This is a genomic window from Streptomyces sp. NPDC059906 (genome assembly GCF_042730645.1).
Lineage (GTDB): Bacteria > Actinomycetota > Actinomycetes > Streptomycetales > Streptomycetaceae > Streptomyces > Streptomyces rubrogriseus.
Genome location: NZ_JBHWKU010000005.1, coordinates 1 through 23,651, shown reverse-complemented (window position 1 = coordinate 23,651; position 23,651 = coordinate 1). Strand labels below are relative to the sequence as shown.

The 23,651-nt window shown below is 73.4% G+C and carries 24 protein-coding genes; 10 read left to right on the top strand and 14 right to left on the bottom strand.

Features of this window, described 5'->3' with window-relative positions:
* Nucleotides 1–83: 83 nt before the first annotated feature.
* Genes ACFV9J_RS09820 through pdhA form a run of 3 tightly spaced genes read right to left on the bottom strand, consistent with a single transcriptional unit; the run spans nt 84 to nt 3,687 of the window.
* The gene (locus ACFV9J_RS09820) at nt 84–1,517 is read right to left on the bottom strand and encodes a dihydrolipoamide acetyltransferase family protein (protein ID WP_385352281.1); all 1,434 of its coding nucleotides are present in this window, start codon (nt 1,515–1,517) and stop codon (nt 84–86) included.
* Nucleotides 1,517–2,521: an alpha-ketoacid dehydrogenase subunit beta gene (locus ACFV9J_RS09815; RefSeq protein ID WP_385352279.1), complete on the bottom strand. Its 1,005-nt coding sequence runs from the start codon at nt 2,519–2,521 to the stop codon at nt 1,517–1,519. The genes ACFV9J_RS09820 and ACFV9J_RS09815 overlap by 1 nt, the downstream gene beginning before the upstream one ends.
* Nucleotides 2,518–3,687 (bottom strand): pyruvate dehydrogenase (acetyl-transferring) E1 component subunit alpha, encoded by a 1,170-nt coding sequence (gene pdhA / locus ACFV9J_RS09810; protein WP_385352277.1) that lies wholly within the window; start codon nt 3,685–3,687, stop codon nt 2,518–2,520. Before pdhA ends, ACFV9J_RS09815 begins: the two co-directional genes overlap by 4 nt.
* Nucleotides 3,688–3,877: 190 nt before the next feature.
* Here pdhA and ACFV9J_RS09805 point away from each other — a divergent pair, with 190 nt between their 5' ends.
* Nucleotides 3,878–4,390: an Lrp/AsnC family transcriptional regulator gene (locus tag ACFV9J_RS09805; RefSeq protein WP_385352898.1), complete on the top strand. Its 513-nt coding sequence runs from the start codon at nt 3,878–3,880 to the stop codon at nt 4,388–4,390.
* 23 nt (nt 4,391–4,413) lie between these two features.
* On the opposite strand, the gene ACFV9J_RS09800 is transcribed toward ACFV9J_RS09805, so the two are convergent.
* Complete coding sequence (locus ACFV9J_RS09800) at nt 4,414–5,034, bottom strand: TetR/AcrR family transcriptional regulator (protein WP_385352275.1); 621 nt, start codon at nt 5,032–5,034, stop codon at nt 4,414–4,416.
* Nucleotides 5,031–6,545 carry a 3-hydroxyacyl-CoA dehydrogenase gene (locus tag ACFV9J_RS09795; protein ID WP_385352273.1) on the bottom strand — a complete coding sequence of 505 codons (1,515 nt, stop codon included), beginning with the start codon at nt 6,543–6,545 and terminating at the stop codon, nt 5,031–5,033. The genes ACFV9J_RS09800 and ACFV9J_RS09795 overlap by 4 nt, the downstream gene beginning before the upstream one ends.
* Nucleotides 6,546–6,704: 159 nt before the next feature.
* Between ACFV9J_RS09795 and paaN the strand changes: the two genes are divergently transcribed.
* Nucleotides 6,705–8,396: a phenylacetic acid degradation protein PaaN gene (gene paaN / locus ACFV9J_RS09790; protein ID WP_385352271.1), complete on the top strand. Its 1,692-nt coding sequence runs from the start codon at nt 6,705–6,707 to the stop codon at nt 8,394–8,396.
* Nucleotides 8,397–8,408: 12 nt separating this feature from the next.
* On the opposite strand, the gene ACFV9J_RS09785 is transcribed toward paaN, so the two are convergent.
* The 6 genes from ACFV9J_RS09785 to ACFV9J_RS09760 form a co-directional block, all read right to left on the bottom strand.
* Nucleotides 8,409–9,206, bottom strand: coding sequence for a TrmH family RNA methyltransferase (locus ACFV9J_RS09785; RefSeq protein ID WP_385352269.1), 798 nt, complete (start codon nt 9,204–9,206; stop codon nt 8,409–8,411).
* Nucleotides 9,203–10,522 carry an HTTM domain-containing protein gene (locus tag ACFV9J_RS09780; protein ID WP_385352267.1) on the bottom strand — a complete coding sequence of 440 codons (1,320 nt, stop codon included), beginning with the start codon at nt 10,520–10,522 and terminating at the stop codon, nt 9,203–9,205. The genes ACFV9J_RS09785 and ACFV9J_RS09780 overlap by 4 nt, the downstream gene beginning before the upstream one ends.
* Nucleotides 10,519–11,253 carry a DUF5819 family protein gene (locus ACFV9J_RS09775; RefSeq protein WP_385352265.1) on the bottom strand — a complete coding sequence of 245 codons (735 nt, stop codon included), beginning with the start codon at nt 11,251–11,253 and terminating at the stop codon, nt 10,519–10,521. The genes ACFV9J_RS09780 and ACFV9J_RS09775 overlap by 4 nt, the downstream gene beginning before the upstream one ends.
* Nucleotides 11,254–11,936: 683 nt before the next feature.
* Complete coding sequence (locus ACFV9J_RS09770; RefSeq protein ID WP_385352896.1) at nt 11,937–12,266, bottom strand: rhodanese-like domain-containing protein; 330 nt, start codon at nt 12,264–12,266, stop codon at nt 11,937–11,939.
* A gap of 50 nt (nt 12,267–12,316) precedes the next feature.
* The gene (locus ACFV9J_RS09765) at nt 12,317–13,132 is read right to left on the bottom strand and encodes a hypothetical protein (RefSeq protein WP_385352263.1); all 816 of its coding nucleotides are present in this window, start codon (nt 13,130–13,132) and stop codon (nt 12,317–12,319) included.
* Between the two features lie 91 nt (nt 13,133–13,223).
* Complete coding sequence (locus tag ACFV9J_RS09760) at nt 13,224–14,762, bottom strand: DUF2252 domain-containing protein (protein WP_385352261.1); 1,539 nt, start codon at nt 14,760–14,762, stop codon at nt 13,224–13,226.
* A 412-nt stretch (nt 14,763–15,174) separates the two neighbouring features.
* On the opposite strand from ACFV9J_RS09760, the gene ACFV9J_RS09755 reads away from it, so the two are divergent.
* Complete coding sequence (locus tag ACFV9J_RS09755) at nt 15,175–16,059, top strand: carbohydrate-binding protein (RefSeq protein ID WP_385352259.1); 885 nt, start codon at nt 15,175–15,177, stop codon at nt 16,057–16,059.
* Between the two features lie 81 nt (nt 16,060–16,140).
* Here the strand turns inward: ACFV9J_RS09755 and ACFV9J_RS09750 are convergent, their stop codons facing one another.
* Complete coding sequence (locus ACFV9J_RS09750; RefSeq protein WP_385352257.1) at nt 16,141–17,073, bottom strand: NAD-dependent epimerase/dehydratase family protein; 933 nt, start codon at nt 17,071–17,073, stop codon at nt 16,141–16,143.
* A 28-nt stretch (nt 17,074–17,101) separates the two neighbouring features.
* Nucleotides 17,102–18,055 (bottom strand): ScbA/BarX family gamma-butyrolactone biosynthesis protein, encoded by a 954-nt coding sequence (locus ACFV9J_RS09745; protein ID WP_385352255.1) that lies wholly within the window; start codon nt 18,053–18,055, stop codon nt 17,102–17,104.
* Nucleotides 18,056–18,519: 464 nt separating this feature from the next.
* Between ACFV9J_RS09745 and ACFV9J_RS09740 the strand changes: the two genes are divergently transcribed.
* Both ACFV9J_RS09740 and ACFV9J_RS09735 read left to right on the top strand, forming a co-directional pair.
* Nucleotides 18,520–19,269, top strand: coding sequence for a response regulator transcription factor (locus ACFV9J_RS09740; protein WP_385352254.1), 750 nt, complete (start codon nt 18,520–18,522; stop codon nt 19,267–19,269).
* 58 nt (nt 19,270–19,327) lie between these two features.
* Nucleotides 19,328–19,936, top strand: coding sequence for a ScbR family autoregulator-binding transcription factor (locus tag ACFV9J_RS09735; protein ID WP_385352253.1), 609 nt, complete (start codon nt 19,328–19,330; stop codon nt 19,934–19,936).
* 48 nt (nt 19,937–19,984) lie between these two features.
* On the opposite strand, the gene ACFV9J_RS09730 is transcribed toward ACFV9J_RS09735, so the two are convergent.
* Nucleotides 19,985–20,572, bottom strand: a complete 588-nt coding sequence (locus ACFV9J_RS09730) for a TetR family transcriptional regulator (RefSeq protein WP_385352251.1) — start codon at nt 20,570–20,572, stop codon at nt 19,985–19,987.
* A gap of 391 nt (nt 20,573–20,963) precedes the next feature.
* On the opposite strand from ACFV9J_RS09730, the gene ACFV9J_RS09725 reads away from it, so the two are divergent.
* From ACFV9J_RS09725 to ACFV9J_RS09705, 5 genes are all read left to right on the top strand, one after another.
* Nucleotides 20,964–21,599, top strand: coding sequence for an OvmZ protein (locus tag ACFV9J_RS09725; protein WP_385352249.1), 636 nt, complete (start codon nt 20,964–20,966; stop codon nt 21,597–21,599).
* Entirely contained in the window at nt 21,596–21,802 is a 207-nt protein-coding gene (locus ACFV9J_RS09720) for a hypothetical protein (RefSeq protein ID WP_385352247.1), read from the top strand. The genes ACFV9J_RS09725 and ACFV9J_RS09720 overlap by 4 nt, the downstream gene beginning before the upstream one ends.
* A 359-nt stretch (nt 21,803–22,161) precedes the next feature.
* On the top strand, nt 22,162–22,533 hold the full coding sequence (locus ACFV9J_RS09715; RefSeq protein ID WP_243860133.1) for a dehydrogenase: 372 nt from the start codon (nt 22,162–22,164) through the stop codon (nt 22,531–22,533).
* Complete coding sequence (locus tag ACFV9J_RS09710; RefSeq protein WP_385352244.1) at nt 22,530–23,075, top strand: nuclear transport factor 2 family protein; 546 nt, start codon at nt 22,530–22,532, stop codon at nt 23,073–23,075. The genes ACFV9J_RS09715 and ACFV9J_RS09710 overlap by 4 nt, the downstream gene beginning before the upstream one ends.
* A gap of 27 nt (nt 23,076–23,102) precedes the next feature.
* Nucleotides 23,103–23,570, top strand: a complete 468-nt coding sequence (locus ACFV9J_RS09705) for an ester cyclase (RefSeq protein WP_385352242.1) — start codon at nt 23,103–23,105, stop codon at nt 23,568–23,570.
* Nucleotides 23,571–23,651 lie beyond the last annotated feature (81 nt).

Below are 23,651 nucleotides of genomic sequence, written 5' to 3'. Positions count from 1 at the left end.
GCGATCACAGGGAACGCGGGGGAGCCCGTGTGATCGGAGCGGGTGCGGACACCACCGTCACCTCGGGGGCGTCGTCACCCCGGTCACAGGGTCCGCAGCAGCACCGCCGGCTGTTCCACGCAGTCCGCCACGTACCGCAGGAAACCGCCCGCCGTACCGCCGTCGCACACCCGGTGGTCGAAGGTGAGCGAGAGCTGCACCACCTGACGCACCGCCAACTCGCCCTCGTGCACCCACGGCTTGGGGACGATGCGGCCGACGCCGAGCATGGCCGCCTCGGGGTGGTTGATGATCGGCGTGGAGCCGTCGACGCCGAACACGCCGTAGTTGTTCAGCGTGAAGGTGCCGCCGGTCAGCTCGCCCGGCGTCAGCCGGCCGGTGCGGGCGGCCTCGGTCAGCCGGGCGAACTCCGCGGTGAGCGACTCGGCGTCCCGAGTGTGCGCGTCCCGGACGACGGGCACGACCAGGCCCCGGTCCGTCTGGGCGGCGAAGCCGAGGTGGACCCCGCCCAGCCGGACGATCTCCCGGGCCTCGGTGTCGACCGTCGAGTTCAGCTCCGGGAAGCGGGCCAGGGCGGCCGTGCAGATCCGGGCCAGCAGGGCGACCAGGGAGATCTTCGGGCCGCCGGACGCGTTCATCGCGGTGCGCGCCCGCATCAGCTCGGTCGCGTCGGCGTCCACCCAGCAGGTCGCGTCCGGAATCTCGCGCCGGCTGCGGGAGAGCTTGTCGGCGACGGCTCCGCGCACGCCCTTGAGGGGGACGCGGGTGCCTTCGGAGCCCGAGGCGGAGGACCCGGCGGCGGACGCGGCATCCGGCACCCGGCTCGTCCCGGCCTCCAGGTCCGCCGTACGACCGCCCTGCACGGCGGCGGCACGCAGCGCGTACTCGACGTCCGCGCGCAGGATCAGCCCGTCCGGTCCCGAACCGGTCAGCTCACGCAGGTCCAGGTCGTGCTGCCGGGCCAGCCTGCGCACCAGCGGGGAGATGACCGGGACCGGTCCGTCCACCGGCTCGGCCGTACGCACCGGTCCGCCCGCCGCCTCGGTGCCGAGGTCCCGGCCGTTCGCCCGGCCGTTCGCCCGCCCGGACGCACCGGTGGTGACCCGGGGCTCGGGCCGCACCCTGCGCCGCCTCGCGGGCGCCTCGGAGGTGCCGTAGCCGACCAGGACGTTGCCGGAGCCCTCCGCCTTCCTCTCCTCCGCGTCCTCCGCGGGTGTCTCGGAGTCCCGCGCCGGGCCGGTGGCGGGCGCTGGGCCCCCGCCCACCGCCACGGTCACCAGCGGCGCCCCCACGGGCAGCTCGGCGCCCTCCTCGCCGAAGCGGGCGGTGACCACACCGCCGTAGGGGCAGGGCACCTCGACCATCGCCTTGGCCGTCTCGACCTCGACGACCGGCTGGTCCACGGCGACCACGTCGCCGACTTCGACCAGCCAGCGCACGATCTCCGCCTCGGTGAGCCCCTCGCCGAGGTCGGGCAGCTTGAACTCCAGAACTTGCCCGTCAGAAGCGTGTGCCATCAGCTTTCGGCCTCCCACTGCAGGCGCCCCACGGCGTCCAGGATCCGGTCCACACCGGGCAGGTGGTGACGCTCCAGCATCGGCGGGGGGTACGGGATGTCGAACCCGGCCACACGCAGCACCGGTGCCTCCAGGTGGTGGAAGCAGCGCTCCGTGACCCGGGCCGCGATCTCCCCGCCCGGGCCCCCGAAGGAACCCGACTCGTGGACGACGACCGCGCGTCCCGTCCGCCGCACCGAAGCGCACACCGTCTCGTCGTCGAACGGCACCAGGGAGCGCAGATCGACGACTTCGAGGTCCCACCCCTCGGCCCGGGCCGCCTCGGCCGCCTCCATGCAGACGGCCAGCGACGGCCCGTACGTGATGAGCGTGGCACTCCGGCCGGAGCGCCGCACCACCGCGCGGCCCATCGGCTCAACGGACGCCGGCTCCTCGGGGTTCCAGGTGTCCTTCGACCAGTACAGCCGCTTCGGTTCCAGGAAGACCACCGGGTCGTCGGAGGCGATGGACGCGCGCAGCAGCCCGTAGGCGTCGGCGACGGTCGCGGGCGTGACGACATGGAGCCCCGGAGTCGCCATGTAGTACGCCTCGGACGAGTCGCTGTGGTGCTCGACGCCGCCGATGCCGCCGCCGTAGGGGATGCGGATGGTCAGCGGCAGGGGCATCTTCCCGCGCGTGCGGTTGCGCATCTTGGTGACATGGCTGACGACCTGCTCGAACGCCGGGTAGGCGAAGGCGTCGAACTGCATCTCGACGACCGGGCGCAGCCCGTACATCGCCATGCCGACGGCCGTGCCGAGGATGCCGGCCTCGGCGAGCGGCGTGTCCGTGCAGCGGTCCTCGCCGAACTCGGCGGCGAGCCCGTCGGTGACCCGGAAGACGCCGCCGAGGGTGCCGACGTCCTCGCCGAGGACGTGCACGCCCGGGTCGGCGGCCATGGCGTCGCGCAGTGCGCGGGTGAGGGCCTGCGCCATGGTGGCCGGCTTGACGGCGACGGTGGTCATCGGTGTCCGCCTTCCTGCGTGCCGGACGCGGAACCCGCCTCGGACCCGGCCTCCGCCGCCAGCTCCGCGCGCAGCTGAGCCTGCTGCTCGCGCAGTTGCGGTGTCGGCTCGGCGTAGACGTGGTCGAACAGGTCCAGCGGGTCCAGCTCCGGGTCCTGGTTCATGCGGGCGCGCAGGTCGGCGGCCATGGTCTCGGCGTCCTCGCGGGCGGCGCGGATGCCGTCCTCGTCGAGCAGGCCGCGCTCGGTCAGCTCCCGCTCCAGCAGCTCGACCGGGTCGTGCCGGCGCCAGGTCTCCACCTCGGCGTCGCCCCGGTAGCGGGTGGCGTCGTCGGCGTTGGTGTGCGCCTCGACGCGGTACGTCACCGCCTCCACCAGGGTGGGACCGCCGCCCGCGCGCGCGTGGCGCACGGCGTCGGACAGGACCTCGTGCACCGCGGCGGCGTCGTTGCCGTCGACCAGGCGGCCGGGCATCCCGTAGCCGACGGCCTTGTGGGCCAGCGACGGGGCGGCGGTCTGCTTGTCGAGCGGGACGGAGATCGCGAAGCCGTTGTTCTGCACGAGGAAGACGACCGGGGCCCGCCAGACGGCGGCGAAGTTCAGCGCCTCGTGGAAGTCGCCCTCGCTGGTGCCGCCGTCGCCGACCATGGCCAGCGCGACCACGTCGTCGCCCTTGAGGCGCGCGGCGTGGGCGAGACCCACGGCGTGCGGCAGCTGGGTGGCCAGCGGCGTGGACAGCGGGGCGACCCGGTGCTCGTAGGGGTCGTAGCCGGTGTGCCGGTCGCCGCGCAGCAGGGTGAGGGCCTCGACGGGGTCGACGCCGCGCGCGATGACCGCGAGGGTGTCGCGGTAGCTGGGGAAGAGCCAGTCCCGCTCCTCGAGGGCCAGCGCGGCGGCGATCTCGCACGCCTCCTGGCCGGTGCTGGAGGGGTAGACGGCCAGCCGGCCCTGCTTGGTGAGCGCCGTGGCCTGCGCGTTGTAGCGCCGGCCGCGCACCAGCCGGGCGTACAGCGTGCGCAGCAGCTCGGTGTCGGCGCGGTCCGCGGCCTTCGTGCCGAGGACGCGGTAGGGCTCCGTGTCGGGCAGCAGCGGCGCGGGGTCGGTTCGGGGCTGCCAGGCGGGCGGCGGTGTGGGCCGGTACGCGCCCCGCTGCTCCATGACCGTCATGACGGCACCTCCTCGTGGGAGACGGCTCCGGGCTCGCCACGGGTGTGACGGGCCTCACCTACCGATTGTTCGGTCGTCGGCACATTTTGGCTACATGCAGCCCCAGGCTGTGGACAAACGGTTCTCCACAGCCTGTGATGGACGCAGTACGTCCATGAGGGGAAGGCGGGGGCGCGTGGCATCTGAACAAATGGCCGACCGGGCCGATCGCACCGGAGAGAGCGGCGGCCCGGACGAGCCCGGCGCCCCGCCTCCCCCGCGCCCGCTGGACGCCATCGACCAGGACATCCTGCGCATGCTCCAGGCGGACGGCCGGGCTTCGATACGGTCGGTCGCGGAGCGGGTGCACGTCTCGCGCGCGAACGCCTACGCCCGCATCAACCGACTGGTCGAGGACGGCGTGATCCGCGGCTTCGGCGCCCGCGTCGACCACGAGCGCGCCGGGCACGGCACCTCGGCGTACATCACCCTGAAGATCGTCCAGAACTCCTGGCGGACGGTCCGCGCCCAGCTGCGGCAGCTGCCCGGGGCCTCGCACATCGCCCTGGTGGGCGGCGACTTCGACGTCCTGCTGCTGGTGCACACCCCGGACAACCGGGCCCTGCGGGAACTGGTGCTCAGCCGCCTCCAGGCCATCCCCGAGGTGCTCAGCACCCGCACGCTGCTGGTGTTCGAGACGGAGGACCTCGAACCGCAGGGCTGAGCGGCCCGTCCCTCCCGGGCTGCTCAGGACGCCTTGCGCAGTCCGCCGAACACCAGCCGCGCCACCGCGTCGACCACCTCGCGCTCGCCGGCGCCACTCGCGTCGCTCACGCCACTCCGGCCGTCGGGACCGTCGGGGCGGTACCACTCGACGATCGAGTTGATCATGCCGAAGACGAGGCGGGTCGCGAGCCGCACCTCCACGTCCGCGCGCACGTCCCCCTCGGCGGCCGCGTCCTTCAGCAGGCCGGCGACCCGGTGGTCGAACTCGCGGCGGCGCTCCAGCGCCCACCGCTCGGTGCCGGTGTTGCCGCGCACCCTCAGCAGCAGCGTCACATAGGGCAGCTCGGCCATGAGCACCTCGACCATGCGCCGCACGACGTATTCGAGGCGCTCGGCGGCCGTCCCCACGCGCGCGTGCTCCTCGTCGAGGATCCCGAAGAGCTCGTCCAGGGCCCGGCTCACGGCCCGGCGCAGCAGCTCCTCCTTGCCCGTGACGTGGTGGTATATCGACGACTTGGAGATCCCCGCCGCCTTGGACAGGTGCTCCATGGAGGTGCCGTCGTAGCCGCGCTCGATGAAGACCTGCACGGCGACCGACAGCAGCGTCTCGGGCGTGTACGTGTCGCGCTTGGCGGTGGTCATGAGTCGGTGTCCTCCCGGGCCTCGGCGGCGTCGGCGTGGCGGTGGAGCGCGAGGGACGGCGCGCAGCGCCCGGACGGTTCCCACTCGTGGACGTGGGACAGCAGGTCGCGGGCCCAGGTGGCACCGAGCCGACGGCTCCATGCGAAGGGGCCGAGGGGATAGTTCACACCCAGCCGCATCGCCGTGTCGACGTCCTCCGGGGTGGCCACGCCCGTGGCCACGGCGTCGAACGCCAAGTCGATGATCCGGGCCACGGTCCGGGCCACGATCATGCCGGGGACGTCGCCGATGACGCTGACCTTCTTGCCGAGCGCCTGGAAGAGGCCGGTGGCCTCGGCGAGGAGGCCCGGGCGGACACCCCGGGACGCGGACAGGGCGATCCGGGTGGCCGCGCGGTAGTCGAGGGCGAGGTCGAAGTGGACGAGGTCCTTCGACACGGGCAGCTCACCGTCGGTGAGGCACAGCGTGCCGCCGCCGGGCAGGACGAGCCGTCCCGCGCCGTACCCGTCCTCCGGACGCACCTCGACGCCCGCCTCGCGGATCAGCGCGACCAGCTCGGCGGCCGGTCCCAGGTCCCCCTCGACGACGACGTACGCGGGTGCCCCGGCCGGTGCGGCGGAGTGCGGTTCGGGACGTTCGGCGCCGTCCCCGTAGTCGTACCAGCCCCGTCCGCTCTTGCGGCCGAGCCGGCCGGACTCGACCAGGCGGCGCTGGGCCAGGGACGGGGTGAAGCGCACGTCCTGGAAGAACGACTGCCACACGGAGTGCGTGACGGACTCGTTGACGTCCTGCCCGATGAGGTCGGTCAGCTCGAAGGCGCCCATCCTGAAGCCGCCCGACTCGCGCAGCACGGCGTCGACGGTGGCCGGGTCGGCCGCCCGCGCCTCGTACGCCGCGAAGGCCTCGGCGTAGAAGGGCCGGGCGACGCGGTTGACGACGAAGCCGGGGGTGTCGGCGCAGGCGACCGGGGTTTTGCCCCAGGCGCGGGCCGTCTCGTACGCGCGCGTGGCCGACGCGGGGTCGGTGGCGAACCCGGAGACCACCTCCACCAGCGGGAGCAGCGGCGCGGGGTTGAAGAAGTGCAGGCCCACGAAGCGGCCGGGGACGCGCAACGCGCCGCCGACCGCGGTGACGGACAGGGAGGAGGTGTTGGTGGCGAGCAGGCAGTCGTCGCCGACGACGTCCTCCAGCGCGCGGAACAGCTCCTGCTTGACGTCAAGACGCTCCACGACGGCCTCGACGACGAGGGCGCAGTCGGCCAGTTCGCCGAGGGTCCCGGCGGGCACGAGCCGGGCGCGGGCGGCGTCCCGTCCGGCGCCGGTGAGGCGGTCCTTCTCGACGAGCCGGTCGAGCCGGGCGCCGATCGCGTCGGCCGCCTCCCGGGCGCGCCCGTCGACGGAGTCGTACAGCCGCACGGGATGGCCCGCGACCAGTGCCACCTGGGCGATGCCCTGGCCCATGGTGCCGGTGCCGACGACGGCCACGGGGCTGCTGAGGTCGAGTGCTGTCATGTGCGCGATCCTCCCGCACGGGGTTTTCCACAGATGCGGCGGTCCCCCTTGTCCCGACCGATCGTTCGGTTACTCTAGCCGTGTCCGCCTGTTTCTGCCCAGGTTTCCCCCCAGGTCACGACTCGACGGAGAGCTCGTGAGACGAGGAGTTGGTCCCGCATGGCCGCCGAACTCACCGCACACCAGCTGATCGCCCGGCACCGGCCGACCCTGGACCTGGCGCTGGAGACGATCCGCACGCGCGCGTACTGGTCCCCCCACCCCGAGCACCCCAAGGCCTACGGGGAGAACGGCAGCCTGGACACGGCCGCGGGCAAGGCCGCCTTCGACGCCCTGCACGGCACCCGCCTCGACCTGGGCCAGCCCGGCACCGACGGCTGGGTGGGCGGCGAGGTCTCCCCCTACGGCGTCGAGCTGGGCGTGGAGTATCCGCACGCGGACCTCGACGTGCTGCTGCCCGCCATGCGGGCGGGACAGAAGGCGTGGCGGGACGCGGGCGCGGAGCTGCGCGCGATGGTCTGCCTGGAGATCCTCGGGCGGATCGCCGCCCGGACCATGGAGTTCGCCCAGGCCGTCATGCACACCTCGGGACAGGCCTTCATGATGGCCTTCCAGGCGGGCGGCCCGCACGCCCAGGACCGCGGCATGGAGGCCGTGGCCTACGCGTACGTGGAGCAGTCCCGCACCCCCGAGACGGCGGAGTGGACCAAGCCGCAGGGCAAGCGCGACCCGCTCGCGCTCACCAAGCGCTTCACGCCCGTCCCGCGCGGCATCGGCCTGGTCATCGGCTGCAACACCTTCCCGACGTGGAACGGCTACCCGGGCCTGTTCGCCTCCCTCGCCACCGGCAACGCGGTCCTGGTCAAGCCCCACCCCCGCGCGGTGCTGCCGCTCGCACTCACCGTCCAGGTCGCCCGGGACGTCCTCACCGAGGCCGGCTTCGACCCGAACCTGGTCGCGCTGGCCGCCGAGCGCCCCGGCGAGGGCATCGCCAAGACCCTGGCCACCCGCCCGGAGATCCGCGTCATCGACTACACCGGCTCCACCGCCTTCGGCGACTGGCTGGAGGCCAACGCCCGCCAGGCCCAGGTGTACACGGAGAAGGCCGGCGTCAACACGGTGATCGTGGAGTCGACCGACGACTACCAGGGCATGCTCGCCAACCTGGCCTTCTCGCTCTCCCTCTACAGCGGCCAGATGTGCACCACCCCGCAGAACCTGCTGATCCCCCGCGACGGCATCCGCACCGACCAGGGCGCCAAGTCCTACGACGAGGTCACCGCCGACCTGGCCCGCGCCGTCGACGGCCTCCTCGGCGACGACGCCCGCGCGAACGCCCTGCTCGGCGCGATCGTCAACCCGGACGTCAAGGCCCGCCTGGAGGCCGCCGCGGGTCTCGGCGAGGTGGCCCTGGCCTCCCGCGAGGTGACCCACCCGGAGTTCCCGGGCGCGGTCGTGCGCACCCCGGTGATCGTCAAGCTGGACGGCGCCAAGCCCGAGGACGAGGCCGCCTACACCAGCGAGTGCTTCGGCCCCGTCTCCTTCGCGGTCGCCGTCGACTCCGCCGACCACGCCGTGCGGCTGCTGCGCCGCAGCGTCCGGGAGAAGGGCGCGATGACGGTGGGCGCGTACACGAGTGACCCGGAGGTCGAGGAGGCCGTGCAGGAGGCCTGCCTGGACGAGGCGGCCCAGCTCTCGCTGAACCTGACCGGCGGGGTGTACGTCAACCAGACGGCCGCCTTCTCCGACTTCCACGGCTCCGGCGGCAACCCGGCGGCCAACGCGGCCCTGTGCGACGGCGCGTTCGTGGCCAACCGCTTCCGTGTGGTGGAGGTCCGCCGCCCGGCCTGAGACAGGGGAGCTTCAGGGCACCCGCGGTGCGCCCCCGCCCGCGCTCCAGTGGTACAGCGTCATGGCCACACTGGTCGCGAGGTTGTAGCTGGAGACCTGGGGGCGCATCGGCAGCGCCACCAGACGGTCGGCCCGCGCGCGCAGCTCGGGCGTGAGCCCGCTGCGCTCGGAGCCGAACGCGAGCAGCGCGTCGTCCGGCAGCTCCTGTCCCCGGATGTCCTCGCCCTCCGGGTCCAGCGCGAACAGCGGCCCCGGCGGCAGCCCGGCGACCTCCAGCCGCTCCACCGCGGTCGCGAAGTGCAGCCCCGCCCCGCCGCGCACCACCGTGGGGTGCCAGGGGTCGAGCGTGCCTGTGGTGACCACGCCGGTCGCGCCGAAACCGGCGGCCAGCCGGATCACCGCCCCCGCGTTGCCGAGGTTGCGCGGCTGGTCGAGGACCACGACGGGGGCGCGGCGGGGTGTGCGCGCCAGCGCCTCCAGCCCGGCCGCCCGCGAGGGCCGTGCGGCCAGGGCGGCCACCGCCGTGGGGTGCGGCCGCGCGACGAGCGACGCGTACGCCTCCCGCGACACCTCGGTCAGCAGCCCCGCCAGCACCTCGCGCACGTCCGGCGCCAGCTCGTCGGCGAGGGCCAGGGCGCCCGCGCGGTCGCTCGTGACCGCCACCGGCACCTCGGCGCCGAAGCGCAGCGCGTGCTTGAGGGCGTGGAAGCCGTCCAGCAGCACGCACCGGCCGGCGTTCCGGTGCCAGACGGCCGGCGGGCCGGGGTCGGGGCCAGGGTCTGGTCCGGGGTCTGGTCCGGGGTCGGTCATGCCCGGAAGCCTACGTGCGTGGGGTCGGGGTCCTTCCCGTCCACCGCGCCCGCTCCGGCCGCCGCCCGCTCGGCCTCCGCGGCCTCCCTTGCCCGGGGCCCGGGCACGGTCGCCGTACGCCCGCCTCGGGACCCGCCCCCGTACCCCTGCGACGCCTTGGCCAGGACCCCCGAGGGCCCGCGGCCGAACAGCCTGCCACGCGCGCGTGCCGCCCAGCCGCCCAGCCGGCGCAGGAACGAGGTGGGCAGGAAGACCGCGTCGGCGGCGATCATCGCCAGCGAGAAGAACGGCAGCCCGAGCGTCACGGCGATCACCGCGTGCTCGATCATCATCGCGGCGAGCAGCACGTTCTTGACCCGCCGGTTGAACAGCGTGAACGGGAAGGCGACCTGGACCGCGACCGTGCCGTACGTGATGAGCATGACCATCGTGCCGTTGGCGGCCAGCGCGTCGGAGAGCGCGGGCCACGGCGAGAAGTAGTCCAGGTGCAGCGGGTAGTAGACGGCCGTGCCGTCCTGCCAGCGGGAACCCTGGATCTTGTACCAGCCGGCCGTGGCGTAGATCAGACAGGCCTCGGCCATGATCACGACCAGTGCGCCGTTGTGCACGATGTTGGTGACCACGTCCAGCAGGATCCGCGGCTGACTGCCCTCCCCGCCCCGCCCCACGACCCACCACAGGCCCAGCGCGACCCACACCGCCCACAGCAGCGCCGGGACGAACCAGTCGCCGCCGAGACCGCCCGCCAGCGTCACCGTGAGCAGCAGGAACCCCAGGGCGCACCACAGCGCCGGCCCGACCCGGTCCTCGACCCGCTCGCCACGCGCGCGTGCCGCCGCCGCGCGCCGGGCACGGCGGGCGTCCAGCGACCACACCCGGCCGCACCGGGTGAGGACCAGGTAGATGCTCATCAGGTGTACGACGTTGTCGCCGCCGTCCCCCATGAAGACGCTGCGGTTCTGCAGCGAGAGCACGCCGACCATGAACAGCACGGACATGGTCCGGGTGCGCCAGCCCAGCAGGAGCAGCAGGCTGCTCAGCACGGCCACCGCGTAGACGATCTCGAACCAGGCCCGCCCGTCCGACCACATCAACGCCGTGAAGGCGCCGTTGTCCGAGATCAACTGCTCGGCGAGGTCGTGGCTCCAGGGCCCGTCGGGGCCGTACAGCTCGTTCCGGTGGGGCAGTTCGCGCAGCAGGAAGAGCAGCCAGGTGGCGCTGAAACCGATGCGGATCACGGCCGTCTGGTACGGGCCGAGCGCGGCACCCGTGACGCGGGCGATGCCGCGGGAGACGGAGAGGACGGCGGCGTTCACGCGGCGCCCCCTTCCTGCCCGGCCTGCCCGGACTGGGCAGCCCGCCCGGGCTTCCCGGCCCTGCCGTCCCGGTTCTCCGCGGACACGGACCACCAGGGCAGCTCGCGGACGGTCGGACGGTCGGAGACCTTCTCACCGCTCCACGGGGGCGGCTCCACGTTGGTCGTGCGGGAACGGTACTGGACGCGCTCGACGACGTCCCCGGGTCCGGCGGCGCCGTCACGGTCCAGCCGCAGCAGCGCGATGCGCCGCAGATACGTCTCGGAGAGGGTGCCCCGCAGTCCCACCGGGCGGTCCTCGGAGTCGTGGCTGGCGACGAAGAAGTCCCAGGCCCGGCGCAGTTCGTTCTGCTGCGTGTGGCTGGGCAGCGGATTTCCGTCGATGGCCCGGCCGTCCTCGGCCGACAGGTCGTACCAGCGGGTCGTCCGTATCTCGCCGTCCGCGGTGCTGACCTCCGCGCGGAGCTGGACGGCCACGTTCTGCTGGAGGGGGTTGGGAGCGAAGAGCTTCCAGTTCTGCTCGAACTCGGGGAAGACCCACTCGTCCACCACGGAACCGTGCTGCTTGGTCAGGGTGTTGGACGGGGCCACGTGCAGGAACACCAGGCCTATGTGGGCACAGACGGCGACCGCGACCACCGCGAGCGCGACCACGGCACCGACCTGGTAGCGCGGGGAGAGCGCGGCGACCCCGGTACTGAGCCCGGCGGGCGCGGCGGTCGCGGTGGTCACGGCAGGCGCGGTGGTCACGGCAGGCGCGGCGGTCACGGCAGGCGCGGCGGTCACGGCAGGGCGCGGGGCACCGGCGGCTCCGGCATCCTCGCCGGTGGTGGCCGCGGCTGCCTCGGCGGCAGCGGCCTGTTCGACAGCTGCGGCACGCTCGGCGGGCGGGCCCGGCTCGGCGGGTTCGCCGGGCTCAGCGGGCTCGGTGGGCTCAGCGGGCTCGGTGGGCTCAGCGGGCTCGGTGGGCCCGGCCGATTCGGGAGGCCCGACAGATTCGGGAGGCCCGACAGATTCCGGGGGCCCGACAGATTCCGGGGGCCCGACAGATTCCGGGGGCCCGACAGATTCCGGGGGCCCGGAGAGTTCCGAGGGCCCGGAGGGTTCCGGGGGCCCGGCGGTCCCGGTCGGCCCGGCGGCCTCCTCCGGACCCGCTGTGCCACCCGGCCCGCCCAGCCCCAGCCTCTGCCCCTGGCCCTGGCCATGCCGGGCGTCCGAGCCCTTGTCGTACGCGTCCATTCCGCCCCGTTCGGTCCCGATCCGTCCATCCGCCCGCCCCGCCGGGGGCGCCCACGCGCCACCCTCGCGGCTGCTCGGCGACGTTCGCACGCGAACGGTACTCAGGACCGGCCACCCGCACAGCCCCCGATGGGCCGACCGCATCGTGGCCGTCGCCACATCCGGCGGGGGACAGCCTAGAGAACGTGCCCCGGACCGCCCTTGTCGTCCACCACGGGACGCCCGGCCGCGGCCCACTCCTGCATGCCCCCGTCGACGTTCACCGCGTCGACGCCCTGCTGGACCAGGTACATGGTGACCTGCGCCGAGCGGCCCCCGACCCGGCAGAGCACGTGCACCCGGGCGTCCTGCGGCGCGGCCTCGGCCAGCTCACCGTAGCGGGCCACGAACTCGCTCAGGGGAATGTGCAGCGCCCCGGCGGCATGGCCCGCCTGCCACTCGTCGTCCTCCCGGACGTCCAGCAGGAAGTCGCCGTCCTCGAGGTCCTCGATGCCGACCGTGGGCACACCCGCTCCGAAACTCATGCCCCAGACGCTACCCGAGCCGGCCGCCCGGCTCAGTCCTGTGCGAGCGCGGCCGCCAGCTCGGCCTCCCGCTCGCGCACCTGGGTCGCCAGCTGCTCGGCGATCTCGTCGAGGAGCCGGTCGGGGTCGTCCGGGGCCAGCCTGAGCATGGCGCCGATCGCGCTCTCCTCCAGCTCCTTGGCGAGCAGCGTGAGCAGCTCCTTGCGCCGGTCGAGCCATTCGAGGCGGACGTACAGCTCCTCGCCGCGGCTCGGGCGCCGCTCGGGCACCGGCCCGGCGGCCCACTCCTCGGACAGCTCGCGCAGCTCCGCCACGTCACCGCGGGCGTAGGCGGCGTTGACACGGGTGATGAACTCCTCGCGCCGGACCCGCTCGGCCTCCTCCTGGGCCAGGTCGGGGTGGGCCTTGCGGGCCAGCTCGCGGTAGAGCTTGCGGGCCTCCTCGCTCGGCCGGACCCGCTGCGGGGGCCGTACCGCCTGGTCCGTGAGCATCGCGGTGGCCTCCGGGAACAGCCCGTCCCCGTCCATCCAGCCGTTCAGCAGCTCCTCGACCCCGGGGATCGGCATCAGCCGGGCCCGCGCCTCGTCCGCCCGGTGCCGGTCGTCGGCGTCGCCCGTGCGGGCCGCCCTCGCCTCCAGGATCTGCGCCTCCAGCTCCTCCAGCCGGGCGTACACCGGGCCGAGCCGCTGCTCGTGCAGCCGCGAGAAGTTCTCGACCTCCACGCGGAAGGTCTCCAGGGCGATCTCGTACTCGATGAGTGCCTGCTCGGCGGCCCGTACGGCCTGTTCCAGCCGTTCCTCGGGACGCGGCGCACCCCCCTGCTCGGGCTCAGCTTCGGGCGTCGTCACCCGACCAGCCTAGGGCCTGCGGACCCGGGGGGCCGCCCGCGCGGCCCCCGCCCCCCTCACAGCCCGGCTCCGCTCACACCCCCGGCTCCGCTCACACCCCCAGCTCCGCCGCGATCCGCCCCGTACGCACCGCGCCCACCAGCTCCGCGTGGTCCGCCTCGGTGCGGTCGGCGTAGGCGACGGCGAAGGCGGCCACCGCCTCGTCCAGCTCGCCGTTCTTGCCGCAGTAGCCCGCGATCGTCCGCGGGTCGGCGCTGTGCGCGTGGGCCCGGGCCAGCAGGGCGCCGGTCATCCGGCCGTAGTCGTCCAGCTGGTCGGCGGCCAGGGCCGCGGGGTCGACGCTGCCCTTGCGGTTGCGGAACTGCCGTACCTGGAAGGGCCGGCCGTCGACCGAGGTCCAGCCCAGCAGGATGTCGCTGACGACCTGCATCCGCTTCTGCCCCATGACGACCCGGCGGCCCTCGTGCGCGGCCCCGGGCGCCTCGAACCCGGCGGCGGCGAGGTGCGGCAGCAGCGCGGAGGGCCGGGCCTCCTTGACCTGGAGCACGAGCGGTTCACCCCGGTGGTCGAGGAGCAGCACGACGTACGACCGGGTGCCCACGCTGCCGGTGCCGACGACCCGGAAGGCGACGTCGTGCACGGCGTACCGGGCCAGCAGCGGCAGCCGGTCCTCGGAGACGGTGGTTAGGTACGCCTCCAGGGCGCCCGCGACCGCCGCCGCCTCGGCGTCCGTCACCCGGCGCAGCACCGGCGCGGCGTCCACGAAGCGCCGCCCGCCGTCCCCGGTGGACTCGGTGGACTTCGCGGCGAAGCGCCCGCTCGTGTTGGCCCGCGCCTTCTCGGCCACCCGCTCAAGGGTGCCGAGCAGGTCGGTGGCGTCGGTGTGGGAGACCAGTTCCTCGTCGGCGATGGCGTTCCAGGCGTCCAGCGCGGGGAGCCTCGCCAGCAGCCGCATGGTGCGCCGGTAGGCGCCCGCCGCGTCGTGGGCGGCCTCGCGGCAGGTGTCCTCGTCGGCGCCCGCCTCCCGGCCCGCGAGCACGAGGGAGGCGGCGAGCCGCTTGAGGTCCCACTCCCAGGGGCCGTGGACCGTCTCGTCGAAGTCGTTCAGGTCGATGACCAGGCCGCCGCGGGCGTCCCCGTAGAGACCGAAGTTGGCGGCGTGCGCGTCACCGCAGATCTGGGCGCCGATCCCGGTCACGGGCGTACGCGCCAGGTCGTACGCCATCAGGCCCGCCGACCCGCGCAGGAACGCGAACGGCGTGGCCGCCATCCGCCCGGCGCGGATCGGGGCGAGCCCCGGTATCCGGCCGCGGCTGGACTCCTCGACCGCGCTCACCGCGTCCGGCCGGGCGGCGTCCAGGTCGAGCGCGGCGTGCGCGGACCGGGGGACGCGGGTGCGCAGCGCCTTGCCCTCGGCCTTCGGCGAACCGGCCACGGGCCACCGCGCGAACCCCGGGACGTACGGCACCCGACCGCCCCGCGCCGCACCGGCCGTCGATTCCGCGTCCCTGTCCCCGCCCCCGTCCCTGTCCCTGTCCCCGTCGCCGTCCGCACGCGCCGCCGACACCGCCCGGGACGCCGCCTCCCCGGTCGCCGCCTCCGTGCCCGTCCCCACCGTCGCCCCGGTCATCCCGGCCGCCCTCTCCGTGCTCGTCGTGCTCGTCGTGCTCGTCCGCACCTGTGCGTCACGCGTGTGCCATACAGCGCCGTACCGTGCCGTACCGCGTCGTACCACGTCGCGCCCGACCGGCCACCCGGCCGCCCCGGGCTCCGGCGCGCCACGACCGTACCGCCGGCCGCACCGCCCGTACACGGGCCGGGCCCGCCGCCCTCATAACGCCGGGCAGGGGGTGAAACAGGAGGTGCCCCCGACCCCCGCGGCGCGCCTACGGTGGCCAGCGATCACCACGGAGCGCGCCCGTCGTAGCAACAGCAGCCTGCCCCGCGCCGGCGGGCGCGCTCCCTGTCCCCGACGTCCCGGATGTCGCACGTCCCGTCCAGCTTCCCCAGGGACCACTCACCGAGGAGACCGAGGAACCGCCATGACCTCCGACACCCCCACCACCCCTGACGAGCCCGGGCCCAAACCCGGCCCGGGCTCCGGCGCCGACCGCGGGATCAGCCGCAAGACGCTGCTCAGGGCGGCCGTCGCCGCCGGTGCCGCCGTCCCGCTGCTCGCCACCGGCGGCATCGCGCTGGCCCGGGACGCCGCCCGCTCCGACGGCGGGCAGAGGCTGACGCCGACCCCGTACTGCGACGACGGCGACGACCTGACGCCCGACCAGATGGAGGGCCCGTACTTCAAGCCGAACTCCCCGCTGCGGACCAACCTGGTCACCCCCGGCACCCCGGGCACCCCGCTGACCGTCAGCGGCTACGTCTTCGGCCGGAACTGCGTGCCGCTGTCCGGTGTGCTCCTCGACTTCTGGCAGGCCGACAACGCAGGCGACTACGACATGGCCGGGTACACCTTCCGCGGCCACCAGTTCACCGACGCCACCGGCGCCTTCGCCCTGCAGACGATCGTGCCCGGCCTCTATCCCGGCCGCACCCGGCACATCCACGTCAAGGTGCAGGCCCCCGGCGAGCCCGTGCTCACCACGCAGCTCTACTTCCCCGGCGAGCCCCGCAACAGCACGGACATGATCTTCGACCCGGCCCTGCTGATGAACGTCCGCGGCGCCGGCGGCGGCAAGGAGGGCACCTTCGACTTCGTCCTGAACGTCGACGGCGACACCGGCCCCACGGATCCGCCCACCGACCCGCCCACCGACCCGCCGGGCGGCACCTGGGCGAGCGGCCACGCCTACACCTCCGGTGACCGGGTGACGTACGGGGGCAGCTCCTACCGCTGCCTCCAGGCGCACACCTCCATGGCGGGCTGGGAACCGCCGAACGTGCCGGCGCTGTGGCGGCGCGAGTCCTGACGGTGCGGAGCACGGGCGAGTGCCCGCTCCCCGATTCCGAGGCCCCCCGCCGGGCGCGCGACCGGCGGGGGGCCTCGCCGTTCACCGGCGCCCGGCGGACGACAGCGTGGACCGGTACCAGGGCTCGGCACGCCGGAACCCGGTACCGAAGGGGTCGCCCGGCGCCTCCCGGAGGTCCGACCAGAGGGTGTCGGACTCGAAGAGGTGATCGGTGGTCAGCAGGTCGACCACGCCTGGCAGGACGTCGTCGCCGGCCAGCAGGTCCCGTGCCCGCCGTACCGTGAGGTCACGCCGCGGCCAGGGGATCCGGGCGCAGGCGGCGACGGCGCGCAGGGCGCCGCCGACGCCGACCGGGTCCGGGTGCGCCGCGTGGTAGACGGACGCGGACAGCGCCGAGTCGGGCGCGAACGCGACACCCACCAGGGCCCGGGCCAGATCCGGTACGGCGATCATCGACATCCGCGCGGACCAGCCCGCCACCGTGCCCGGCAGTTCGCGCAGCACCCGGGCCATGCCGGGCCCGACCCAGGCGTCGCCCTCCCCGTACACCAGGTGGGGCCGCAGGACGACCCCGCCGGCCGCGAGCACGGCGTCCTCGGCGGCGGCGCGGGTGCGCGAGGTCCAGGACCTCGGGTTGCGGACGAGCTCCTCGGGCCGCTGGCCCCGGTAGGTGCCGCGGCCGTAGACCGAGGCGGTGCTCAGGTGCACGACACGGCGGACCCCGGCCCGGCGGGCCTCCGCGACCAGTGCCGCCGTGCCGCCGGCGTTCACGGCCTCGTTGGCCGCCTCCGTGCCGCCTATCTGCGCCGCGCAGTGGATCAGCACGTCGACGCCGTCGCAGACGCCGCGCAGGCTCTCGGGGTCGGTCAGGTCGCCCCGCACGCACCGCGCCCCGGAGCGGGGGACGGGACGACGGTGCGCCAGCAGCCTGACGCCGGCCCGCCGCCGTTCCGCCTCGCGGACCACGTGTCCTCCCACGAAGCCGGACGCGCCGGTGATCAGTACGGTGAGCACGGAGCACTCTCCCAGGAGTCGGGCCGGGTCAGCTGACGCGGGGACGCAGGACGAGGTCGGCGGTGAAGACGGTCTCGTCCTCCTGGCTACCGCACACCCGCACCGGCAGTTCGCCCCGGGTGCCGTGCCCCTCGACGGTGGCCGTGACCCAGCACGGAGCGTCGAACTCGGCGTAGCGCGCGAAGTCGGCCCGCACGCCCGAGAGCAGGGCGCAGGGGAGTCCGGTGATGGCGTGGGCGGCCTGCCGGGCGGCCTCCAGCAGGACCATGCCGGGTATGTGGTCGGTCGGGTGGTCGAAGTAGGTCGGGTGGGCCGTGTCGACCCGCAGTTCCCAGCGGCCCGGCATCGCCGGTGAGGGTTCGCCCAGCAGGACGTGCCAGGGGTTGCCGTGGCGCACGGCCGCGGGGTCGAGCGCCGGCGGGGGTGTGCGGTGGCAGTCCGTGGGGCGCTCTCCCCGCAGCCGTCTGTACACGTCCGGGCTCATGCACCGGAAGGCGGCCGAGGCGGTCGCCCGCACCTCCTCGCCCCGCCGGACGGTGACGTCGTAGCGCATCTCGCGCAGGCTGCGGCCGCGGCGCACGACATCCCGGCACAGGGTGTGCATCTCGACGTCGGTGGGGACCGCGCCGGCCCTGAAGAGCTCCGGGTCGGCGCTCACGCTGAGGTCGGACATGAGGAACTGATAGCCGAACGGCACGTCGAACTCGGCGTGCGCGAGCAGGGAACCGATCTGCCGCACGGACTCGACCAGCAGCATCGGATCCTGGTAGCCGCGGTCGGAGGCGAACAGGGAGTGGCAGCGGGGCCACTGGGCCCCGACCACGAAACCGCTGCGGTCGCCGGCGGCGGAACCGTCGTGCTCCCAGCCGGTGAGCAGGACTTCGGAGACGGCTGCGCGGTGCACGTACTCACGTGGAACCGTGGAGGTCAGCTTCCGGGGCTGTGCCGTGACGCCGGGTGCCGTCGGGGCGAGGTTCGGCATGTGCGGGGCTCCCATCAGGTGCAGACAGGGGGCGGCACGGCCGTAAGTCGGCTGCTCACCCCCGTGGCCGACTAGCTGCGGCTAAAGATACAGACAGGTCGGTCCAGTTTTTCAAGAGGCAGGAAGGATTCCTCGGCCACACGTGCGTCAGGTGCTGTACGCGCGACTCTCCCGCGGCCCCCGACCGGGCCGGTCGATGAAACATGCCGACGCGCACGGTTCCGAGCGGATTGACCCGCTCTTGGCCAAGTATTTCCACTGCTCACACGCACGCGAAGGCGACACCTCCTCCACCCGTGCGCGGGAAACACACAGCTCACCAGGCACGGACCCCCGTAATCGAAGGGTCACCCAGAGACATGAGACGGCCTTTGACAATCAGACAAGTCTGTTTGGTATTGTCTCCCCCGTGAACCTCAGCCCGTGATGACGTGGTGTGTTTTCAGGTGCCTCCAGGGGGACAGATGAACCGGCAGTACGCGGAGCTCGTCGGACCGTCGCCGCAGCACCCTCTCCGACCCGCCGCCCCGGTCCGCCGGGCGGCCCGGAACGTACTGGTCGTCGAGAACGACGAACGGTCCGCCGAAACGCTCCTGCGGGGGCTGACCCGGCAGGGGTACGCCGCGCGGGGCGTGGACACCGGCGCCCAGGCGCTGCGCGGCCACCGCGACGCCGACCTGATCCTGCTCGACCTCGACCTGCCCGACCTGGACGGCCTCGAGGTGTGCCGGGCCATCCGGGCGATCAGCGACACACCGATCATCACGGTGACCGCCCGGCGCTCGGAACTCGACTGCGTGCTCGGCCTCCAGGCGGGCTCGGACGACTACCTGGTCAAGCCGTACGGCTTCCGCGAGCTGCTGGCCCGCATGGAGGCGGTGATGCGCCGCTCGCACGGCCGGACGGTCACCGCGGACACCGGCCGGGTCATCACCCACGCCGGGCTGCGCATCGACGTGGCCGCCCGGGCGGCCACCCTCCACGGGGAGCCCCTGGACCTGACCCGCAAGGAGTTCGACCTGCTCCACCTACTGGCCCTGCAGGCCGGCACGGTGCTCACCCGGCGTCAGATCATGGCCCACGTGTGGGACGACGCCTGGTCACCGCGGGGCCGGACCGTGGACACCCACGTCGGCACCCTGCGCGGCAAACTCGGCTCCAGCGCCTGGATCATCACCGTGCGCGGGGTGGGTTTCCGGCTCGGCCATCCGTGACCGCGGCAACAATACAGACTAGTCTGTTGGGCTAACAGCGGCACGGTAAGGATGAGGCATGGCTCAACAGGAACGCGGCAGGCAGTCGCGACGGTCGATTCTCGAGGCCGCCGCCCACGTTTTCGACGAACGCGGCTACGACGCCGCCAGCACCAACGACATACTGGCCCGCACCGGGCTCACCCGTGGGTCCCTCTACCACCACTTCCCGTCCAAGGAGGCCATCGCGGTGGCCCTGATCCAGGCCCACGGCGAGGCCCTGGACGTACCGGAGGGGCCGGTGCGGCTGCAGTCGGTGATCGACCTGACCCTGGAGTTCGCCCGCCGTCTCCAGCAGGACCCGGTACTGCGCGCCAGCGTGCGTCTGACCACTGAGCAGACCTCCTTCCACCGCCCTCCGCAGACTGCCTACGAGCAGTCCCTGGAGGCGATCGAGAAGCTGCTGCGGGAAGCGAAGGAACGGGACGAGCTCCTGCCGGGCATCGATGTGGACGAGGCGGCGTCCACGATCGTCGGCTGCTTCACCGGCCTGCAGGTCATGTCCCAGGCGTACACCGGCCGACAGGACCTGGGCGACCGGGTCGCCTCCTTCTGGCGCTTCTTCCTGCCCGGACTCGCCACCCCCGGCCTGATCGGCCGGCTCCGCACCGCGGCCCCCGCGTCCTGACCCCGTTCACGGACGACGGGCGAACGTTGTCACTACGGGCGAACGTTGTCACGGCAGGCGGCGGTGGCCGCCGTCCGCCTGGCTGAACGACGGGCGTATCAGTCCCCACAGGCGCCGGGAGGTGTCGCCGTCCCACCACGCGGGGTCCGACCGGCCCAGTGTCTCGATGCCGGCCGCCACGACCACGGCCAGATCGGCCAGGTCCCCGGGCGGCACGCCGTGCCGCCCGCCGGCCGCCTCGTGCGCGGCGGCCACCCGGTCGCGGAGCAGCGACATCAGGTGGTCGCGCAGCCTCGGCGGCCCCGCTGAGCCGTCCGGGGCCAGTTCCATGCCCGCCCGGACGATCTTGTCGCTGCCCAGCGCCTCGGTGAGCGCCAGACAGAAGCGCTCCGGCGCGTCCACGGCCGCACCGGAGAACGCCACGTCGACGATCTCCTCCAGCCGGCCGCGCGCCTGTTCGTGGACGGCGGCCGCGAGGGCGGCGGTCGAGGAGAAGTGGTGGTAGAGCGCGCCGCGGCTCACGCCGGCCCGGCGGCAGATGTTGACCAGGCCCGCGTCGGCCGGCCGGCCGTCCGCGATCAGCTCCGCCGTGGCCCTGATCAGAGCCTCACGAGTCCGCTCGGACCGCGTCTGCATCGGACCCCACCTGCCTTCTTCGTCCTTGCCGACCTCTCAACCCAAGGAAGCATACAAGGAGGTCTGTTTTACCGGACCCACATCCGCATGCGACACCCTCTTATGATCTTCGTTCATTCACAGATCCCCCACATACATACGTCAAATGGCCTGAACCTTCCCTTCCGAAACGACCAATCACCGCAGAACCGAGTAGACTTGCCTGTATGTTTTCCTGGATCGGCCGCTCGCCGGGGCGCCCCGATCTGGGCACTTGGCACGGCGTTGACATGGGGCTGACCCAACCTCGAATGCTTGATGGAACCCTGCATCGCCGTCGGTAGAAGTAGCCCCGGGAGCCCGGTGAGACTGAATGCCGTCTTGCGAAACTGCCACGGATCGGGGGATTTCGATGGATGAGCGTGAGAGAGCCACCGAGGAGCACACGAGCAGGGACTGCGCCCGGCGGTGCGGCCGGATCTGCACCCGCTGCCTGGACCGGACCGGCCGTGAACTGCGGACGCTGCTCGCCCTGTACAAGGAGAGCGACGAAACCCTGGCCGCCACCCCCGCGACGGCGCTGCGGCAGCGGGTGAGCGGCAGTCGGGGCAGCGTCGGCATCGTGCTGGACGAGCGGGTCGTGTCCCTGCGGAGCCGGGTGGCCGAGACCCTGAGCCTGTGGGCCCGGCTCGTCCTGGACGAGCGCGGCGACGCCGCCTTCGGCACGACGGAGCGGGGGATCGGCCGGCTGGTGCGGTTCCTGGGGCAGCAACTGCCGTGGTTCGCCGACCACCCCGCCGGTGTCGAGTTCACCGAGGAGATCACCGAACTGCTCACGGATCTGGACGAGTTGTTCGGTCCCGGGCCGGTGAGCAGGTTCCCGCTCGGGCCGTGTCCGCGGCCGGAGTGCGAGGGCGCCCTCTTCGGCGTCCGGCCGGCGGACCGCGACCGCGTTCCCAGCCATGTCTCCTGCGACGCCGGCCACCCGGTGCCGCCCCGCCAGTGGCTGCTGCTGGCCGGCCGTACGGACAAGGAGCGGGCCGCGTGAGCGGCTTCGCGGAGCGCACCGGCGGGACGGCCCGACGCCGTACGGTGCCCACGGAACTGGCCGCTCTGGCGATGGGCGTCTCCCAGGCCACCATCCGCAAATGGGCCAGCCGCGGAAAGATCACCCGGCACGGCGGCCCCCAGCGCGCGGAGTACGACCTGGAGGAACTGCTGGCCCTGACCCGTCGCGACCCCCGCGCATGACGCGGGCCCGCAACGGCCCTCCTGCTGACCGACCGTTTCCTCAAGGACCGATCCGTGCGGGGATCGGGTCCACAGCTGCCCCCGCGGCCCACCGGCCGCGGGGGCAGGCCGTTTTCGTCAACTCCCTTATGCATAACGGCAGTTGACTACGCGGGCGACGACTGTCACACTTTCTGCGGCGCCCCCATGCCCGGACGCCGCCACTTCTTCGGCGGCACTCTCCACGGGCGGCGCGCCCCGCGGCAGGCTCTTCGCAGCCCCGCGTTCCGCACGTTCCAGGAGATCCGCGGCGAGTCGGCAGCACCGACCCGCCGCGGATCTCCTTTTTTCTGCCGCCCCCATTCGAGGAAGTGTGGTCGATGCCTGTTTCTACCTGGACCCCCGTCGGACGATGGACGGGTACGGTCACGCACGACGACGAGGTGGACGAGTACACGGTCGCCTTCGCCGCGGACGGTTCGCTCTCGGTCACGACGCAGAAGAGCACCGGCTACGGCGCGTGGACCGCCGTCGGCGACGAGACCCTGGAGTTCTCCCTGCGCGAGGACTTCAACGTCGACGTCACCCAGATCAGCCCGAACGGCCACCACGCCGCGTACATACAGATCGACATTACGGCGCGCCTCACCGGGGACACGCTCACCGGCGAGGGCAAGGCCGTCGTGCACGGCCCCGACGACGCCGTGATCTACGCGACGGGCGCCCGGACCGAAGCGCGCAGGGTGTCATGACCGCCCCGGTGCAGGCCGCGGTCCCCGCCGACCTGGCCGCCGAGGTGGCCCGGCTGTCCGACGTCACGGCACTCAAGGACCTCGCCGACCGTTATCTGGCCAGCCTCGACGCGGGCACCTTCGACGCGGCGTGGGCCGGCGCGCTGTTCACGGACGACGTGGAGATGACGTTCCCGGTCGGCAGCCACCGCGGCAGCGCGGGTGTCGACGGCTTCACCGCGCGGATCATGGCGCGCTGGGGCCGTACGCACCACCACGGCTCCGAGAGCACGGTCGAGGTCGACGGCGACCGCGCCGAAGTGGGCTGGAGCCTGATCGCCTCCCATGTGCACCACGGCTCGCCGCTGCCGCCGGACGCCTCCGAGTACTTCCAGCTCGGCGGCCGTTTCGCCGGTACGGCCCGGCGCACGCCGGACGGCTGGCGCTTCGACCGGCTGCGGCTGCGCATCGTGTGGACCACCGGAGCCGTACCCGCCGGTGTCACCCGGGTCGACGCGCGGACGCTCGACACCCGCGGCGGCCGCGGCACCCCCGCCCAGTAGCCCGATCCCAGCGAAGGAGAACCCGCCATGCCCACCACGCTCACGCCGGACCAGCAGAAGGAACTCATCGAGAAGGTCTTCCACGAGGGCCTCGACCTCGGCGACCTCTCGGCCGCCGACCGCTACCTCACCGCGGACTTCCGCAACCACGGCAGCCACGACGACTCCATGCGCGGACCGGAGGCGTTCAAGCACACCATCCGGATCCAGCAGTCCGCCTTCAGCGACATCAAGTACGAGATCCTCGACTTCATCGCCATGGGCGACAAGGCCGCCATCCGCTGGGTGATGCACGGCCGGCACACGGGCCCCTTCATCGGGATCCAGCCGACCGGTCTCCAGGTCCAGCACCAGGCGATCATCTGGTTCCGCTTCGAGGGCGACCGGATCGCCGAACGCTGGGGCATCGTCGACAACTTCGCCCTGCAGCGCTTCCTGCAGTCGGGCGGCAAGCCGGCCGGCCCCCTCACCCCGTCCGGCCGCCCCGGCGCCTGACCCGGCCCGGCTCCGGCGCCGGCCGCGCGCGCCGCACGGGCGCTGCCGCGGCCGGCGCCCGCCCGCCCCCGAAGACACACA

Bases quoted from the DNA above. Each gene is read 5' to 3' on its own strand.
- ACFV9J_RS09820 (WP_385352281.1), bottom strand. From the start codon at position 1,517: ATGGCACACGCTTCTGACGGGCAAGTTCTGGAGTTCAAGCTGCCCGAC.
- ACFV9J_RS09815 (WP_385352279.1), bottom strand. From the start codon at position 2,521: ATGACCACCGTCGCCGTCAAGCCGGCCACCATGGCGCAGGCCCTCACC.
- pdhA (WP_385352277.1), bottom strand. From the start codon at position 3,687: ATGACGGTCATGGAGCAGCGGGGCGCGTACCGGCCCACACCGCCGCCC.
- ACFV9J_RS09805 (WP_385352898.1), top strand. From the start codon at position 3,878: ATGGCCGACCGGGCCGATCGCACCGGAGAGAGCGGCGGCCCGGACGAG.
- ACFV9J_RS09800 (WP_385352275.1), bottom strand. From the start codon at position 5,034: ATGACCACCGCCAAGCGCGACACGTACACGCCCGAGACGCTGCTGTCG.
- ACFV9J_RS09795 (WP_385352273.1), bottom strand. From the start codon at position 6,545: ATGACAGCACTCGACCTCAGCAGCCCCGTGGCCGTCGTCGGCACCGGC.
- paaN (WP_385352271.1), top strand. From the start codon at position 6,705: ATGGCCGCCGAACTCACCGCACACCAGCTGATCGCCCGGCACCGGCCG.
- ACFV9J_RS09785 (WP_385352269.1), bottom strand. From the start codon at position 9,206: ATGACCGACCCCGGACCAGACCCCGGACCAGACCCTGGCCCCGACCCC.
- ACFV9J_RS09760 (WP_385352261.1), bottom strand. From the start codon at position 14,762: ATGACCGGGGCGACGGTGGGGACGGGCACGGAGGCGGCGACCGGGGAG.
- ACFV9J_RS09755 (WP_385352259.1), top strand. From the start codon at position 15,175: ATGACCTCCGACACCCCCACCACCCCTGACGAGCCCGGGCCCAAACCC.
- ACFV9J_RS09745 (WP_385352255.1), bottom strand. From the start codon at position 18,055: ATGCCGAACCTCGCCCCGACGGCACCCGGCGTCACGGCACAGCCCCGG.
- ACFV9J_RS09740 (WP_385352254.1), top strand. From the start codon at position 18,520: ATGAACCGGCAGTACGCGGAGCTCGTCGGACCGTCGCCGCAGCACCCT.
- ACFV9J_RS09735 (WP_385352253.1), top strand. From the start codon at position 19,328: ATGGCTCAACAGGAACGCGGCAGGCAGTCGCGACGGTCGATTCTCGAG.
- ACFV9J_RS09730 (WP_385352251.1), bottom strand. From the start codon at position 20,572: ATGCAGACGCGGTCCGAGCGGACTCGTGAGGCTCTGATCAGGGCCACG.
- ACFV9J_RS09725 (WP_385352249.1), top strand. From the start codon at position 20,964: ATGGATGAGCGTGAGAGAGCCACCGAGGAGCACACGAGCAGGGACTGC.
- ACFV9J_RS09715 (WP_243860133.1), top strand. From the start codon at position 22,162: ATGCCTGTTTCTACCTGGACCCCCGTCGGACGATGGACGGGTACGGTC.
- ACFV9J_RS09710 (WP_385352244.1), top strand. From the start codon at position 22,530: ATGACCGCCCCGGTGCAGGCCGCGGTCCCCGCCGACCTGGCCGCCGAG.
- ACFV9J_RS09705 (WP_385352242.1), top strand. From the start codon at position 23,103: ATGCCCACCACGCTCACGCCGGACCAGCAGAAGGAACTCATCGAGAAG.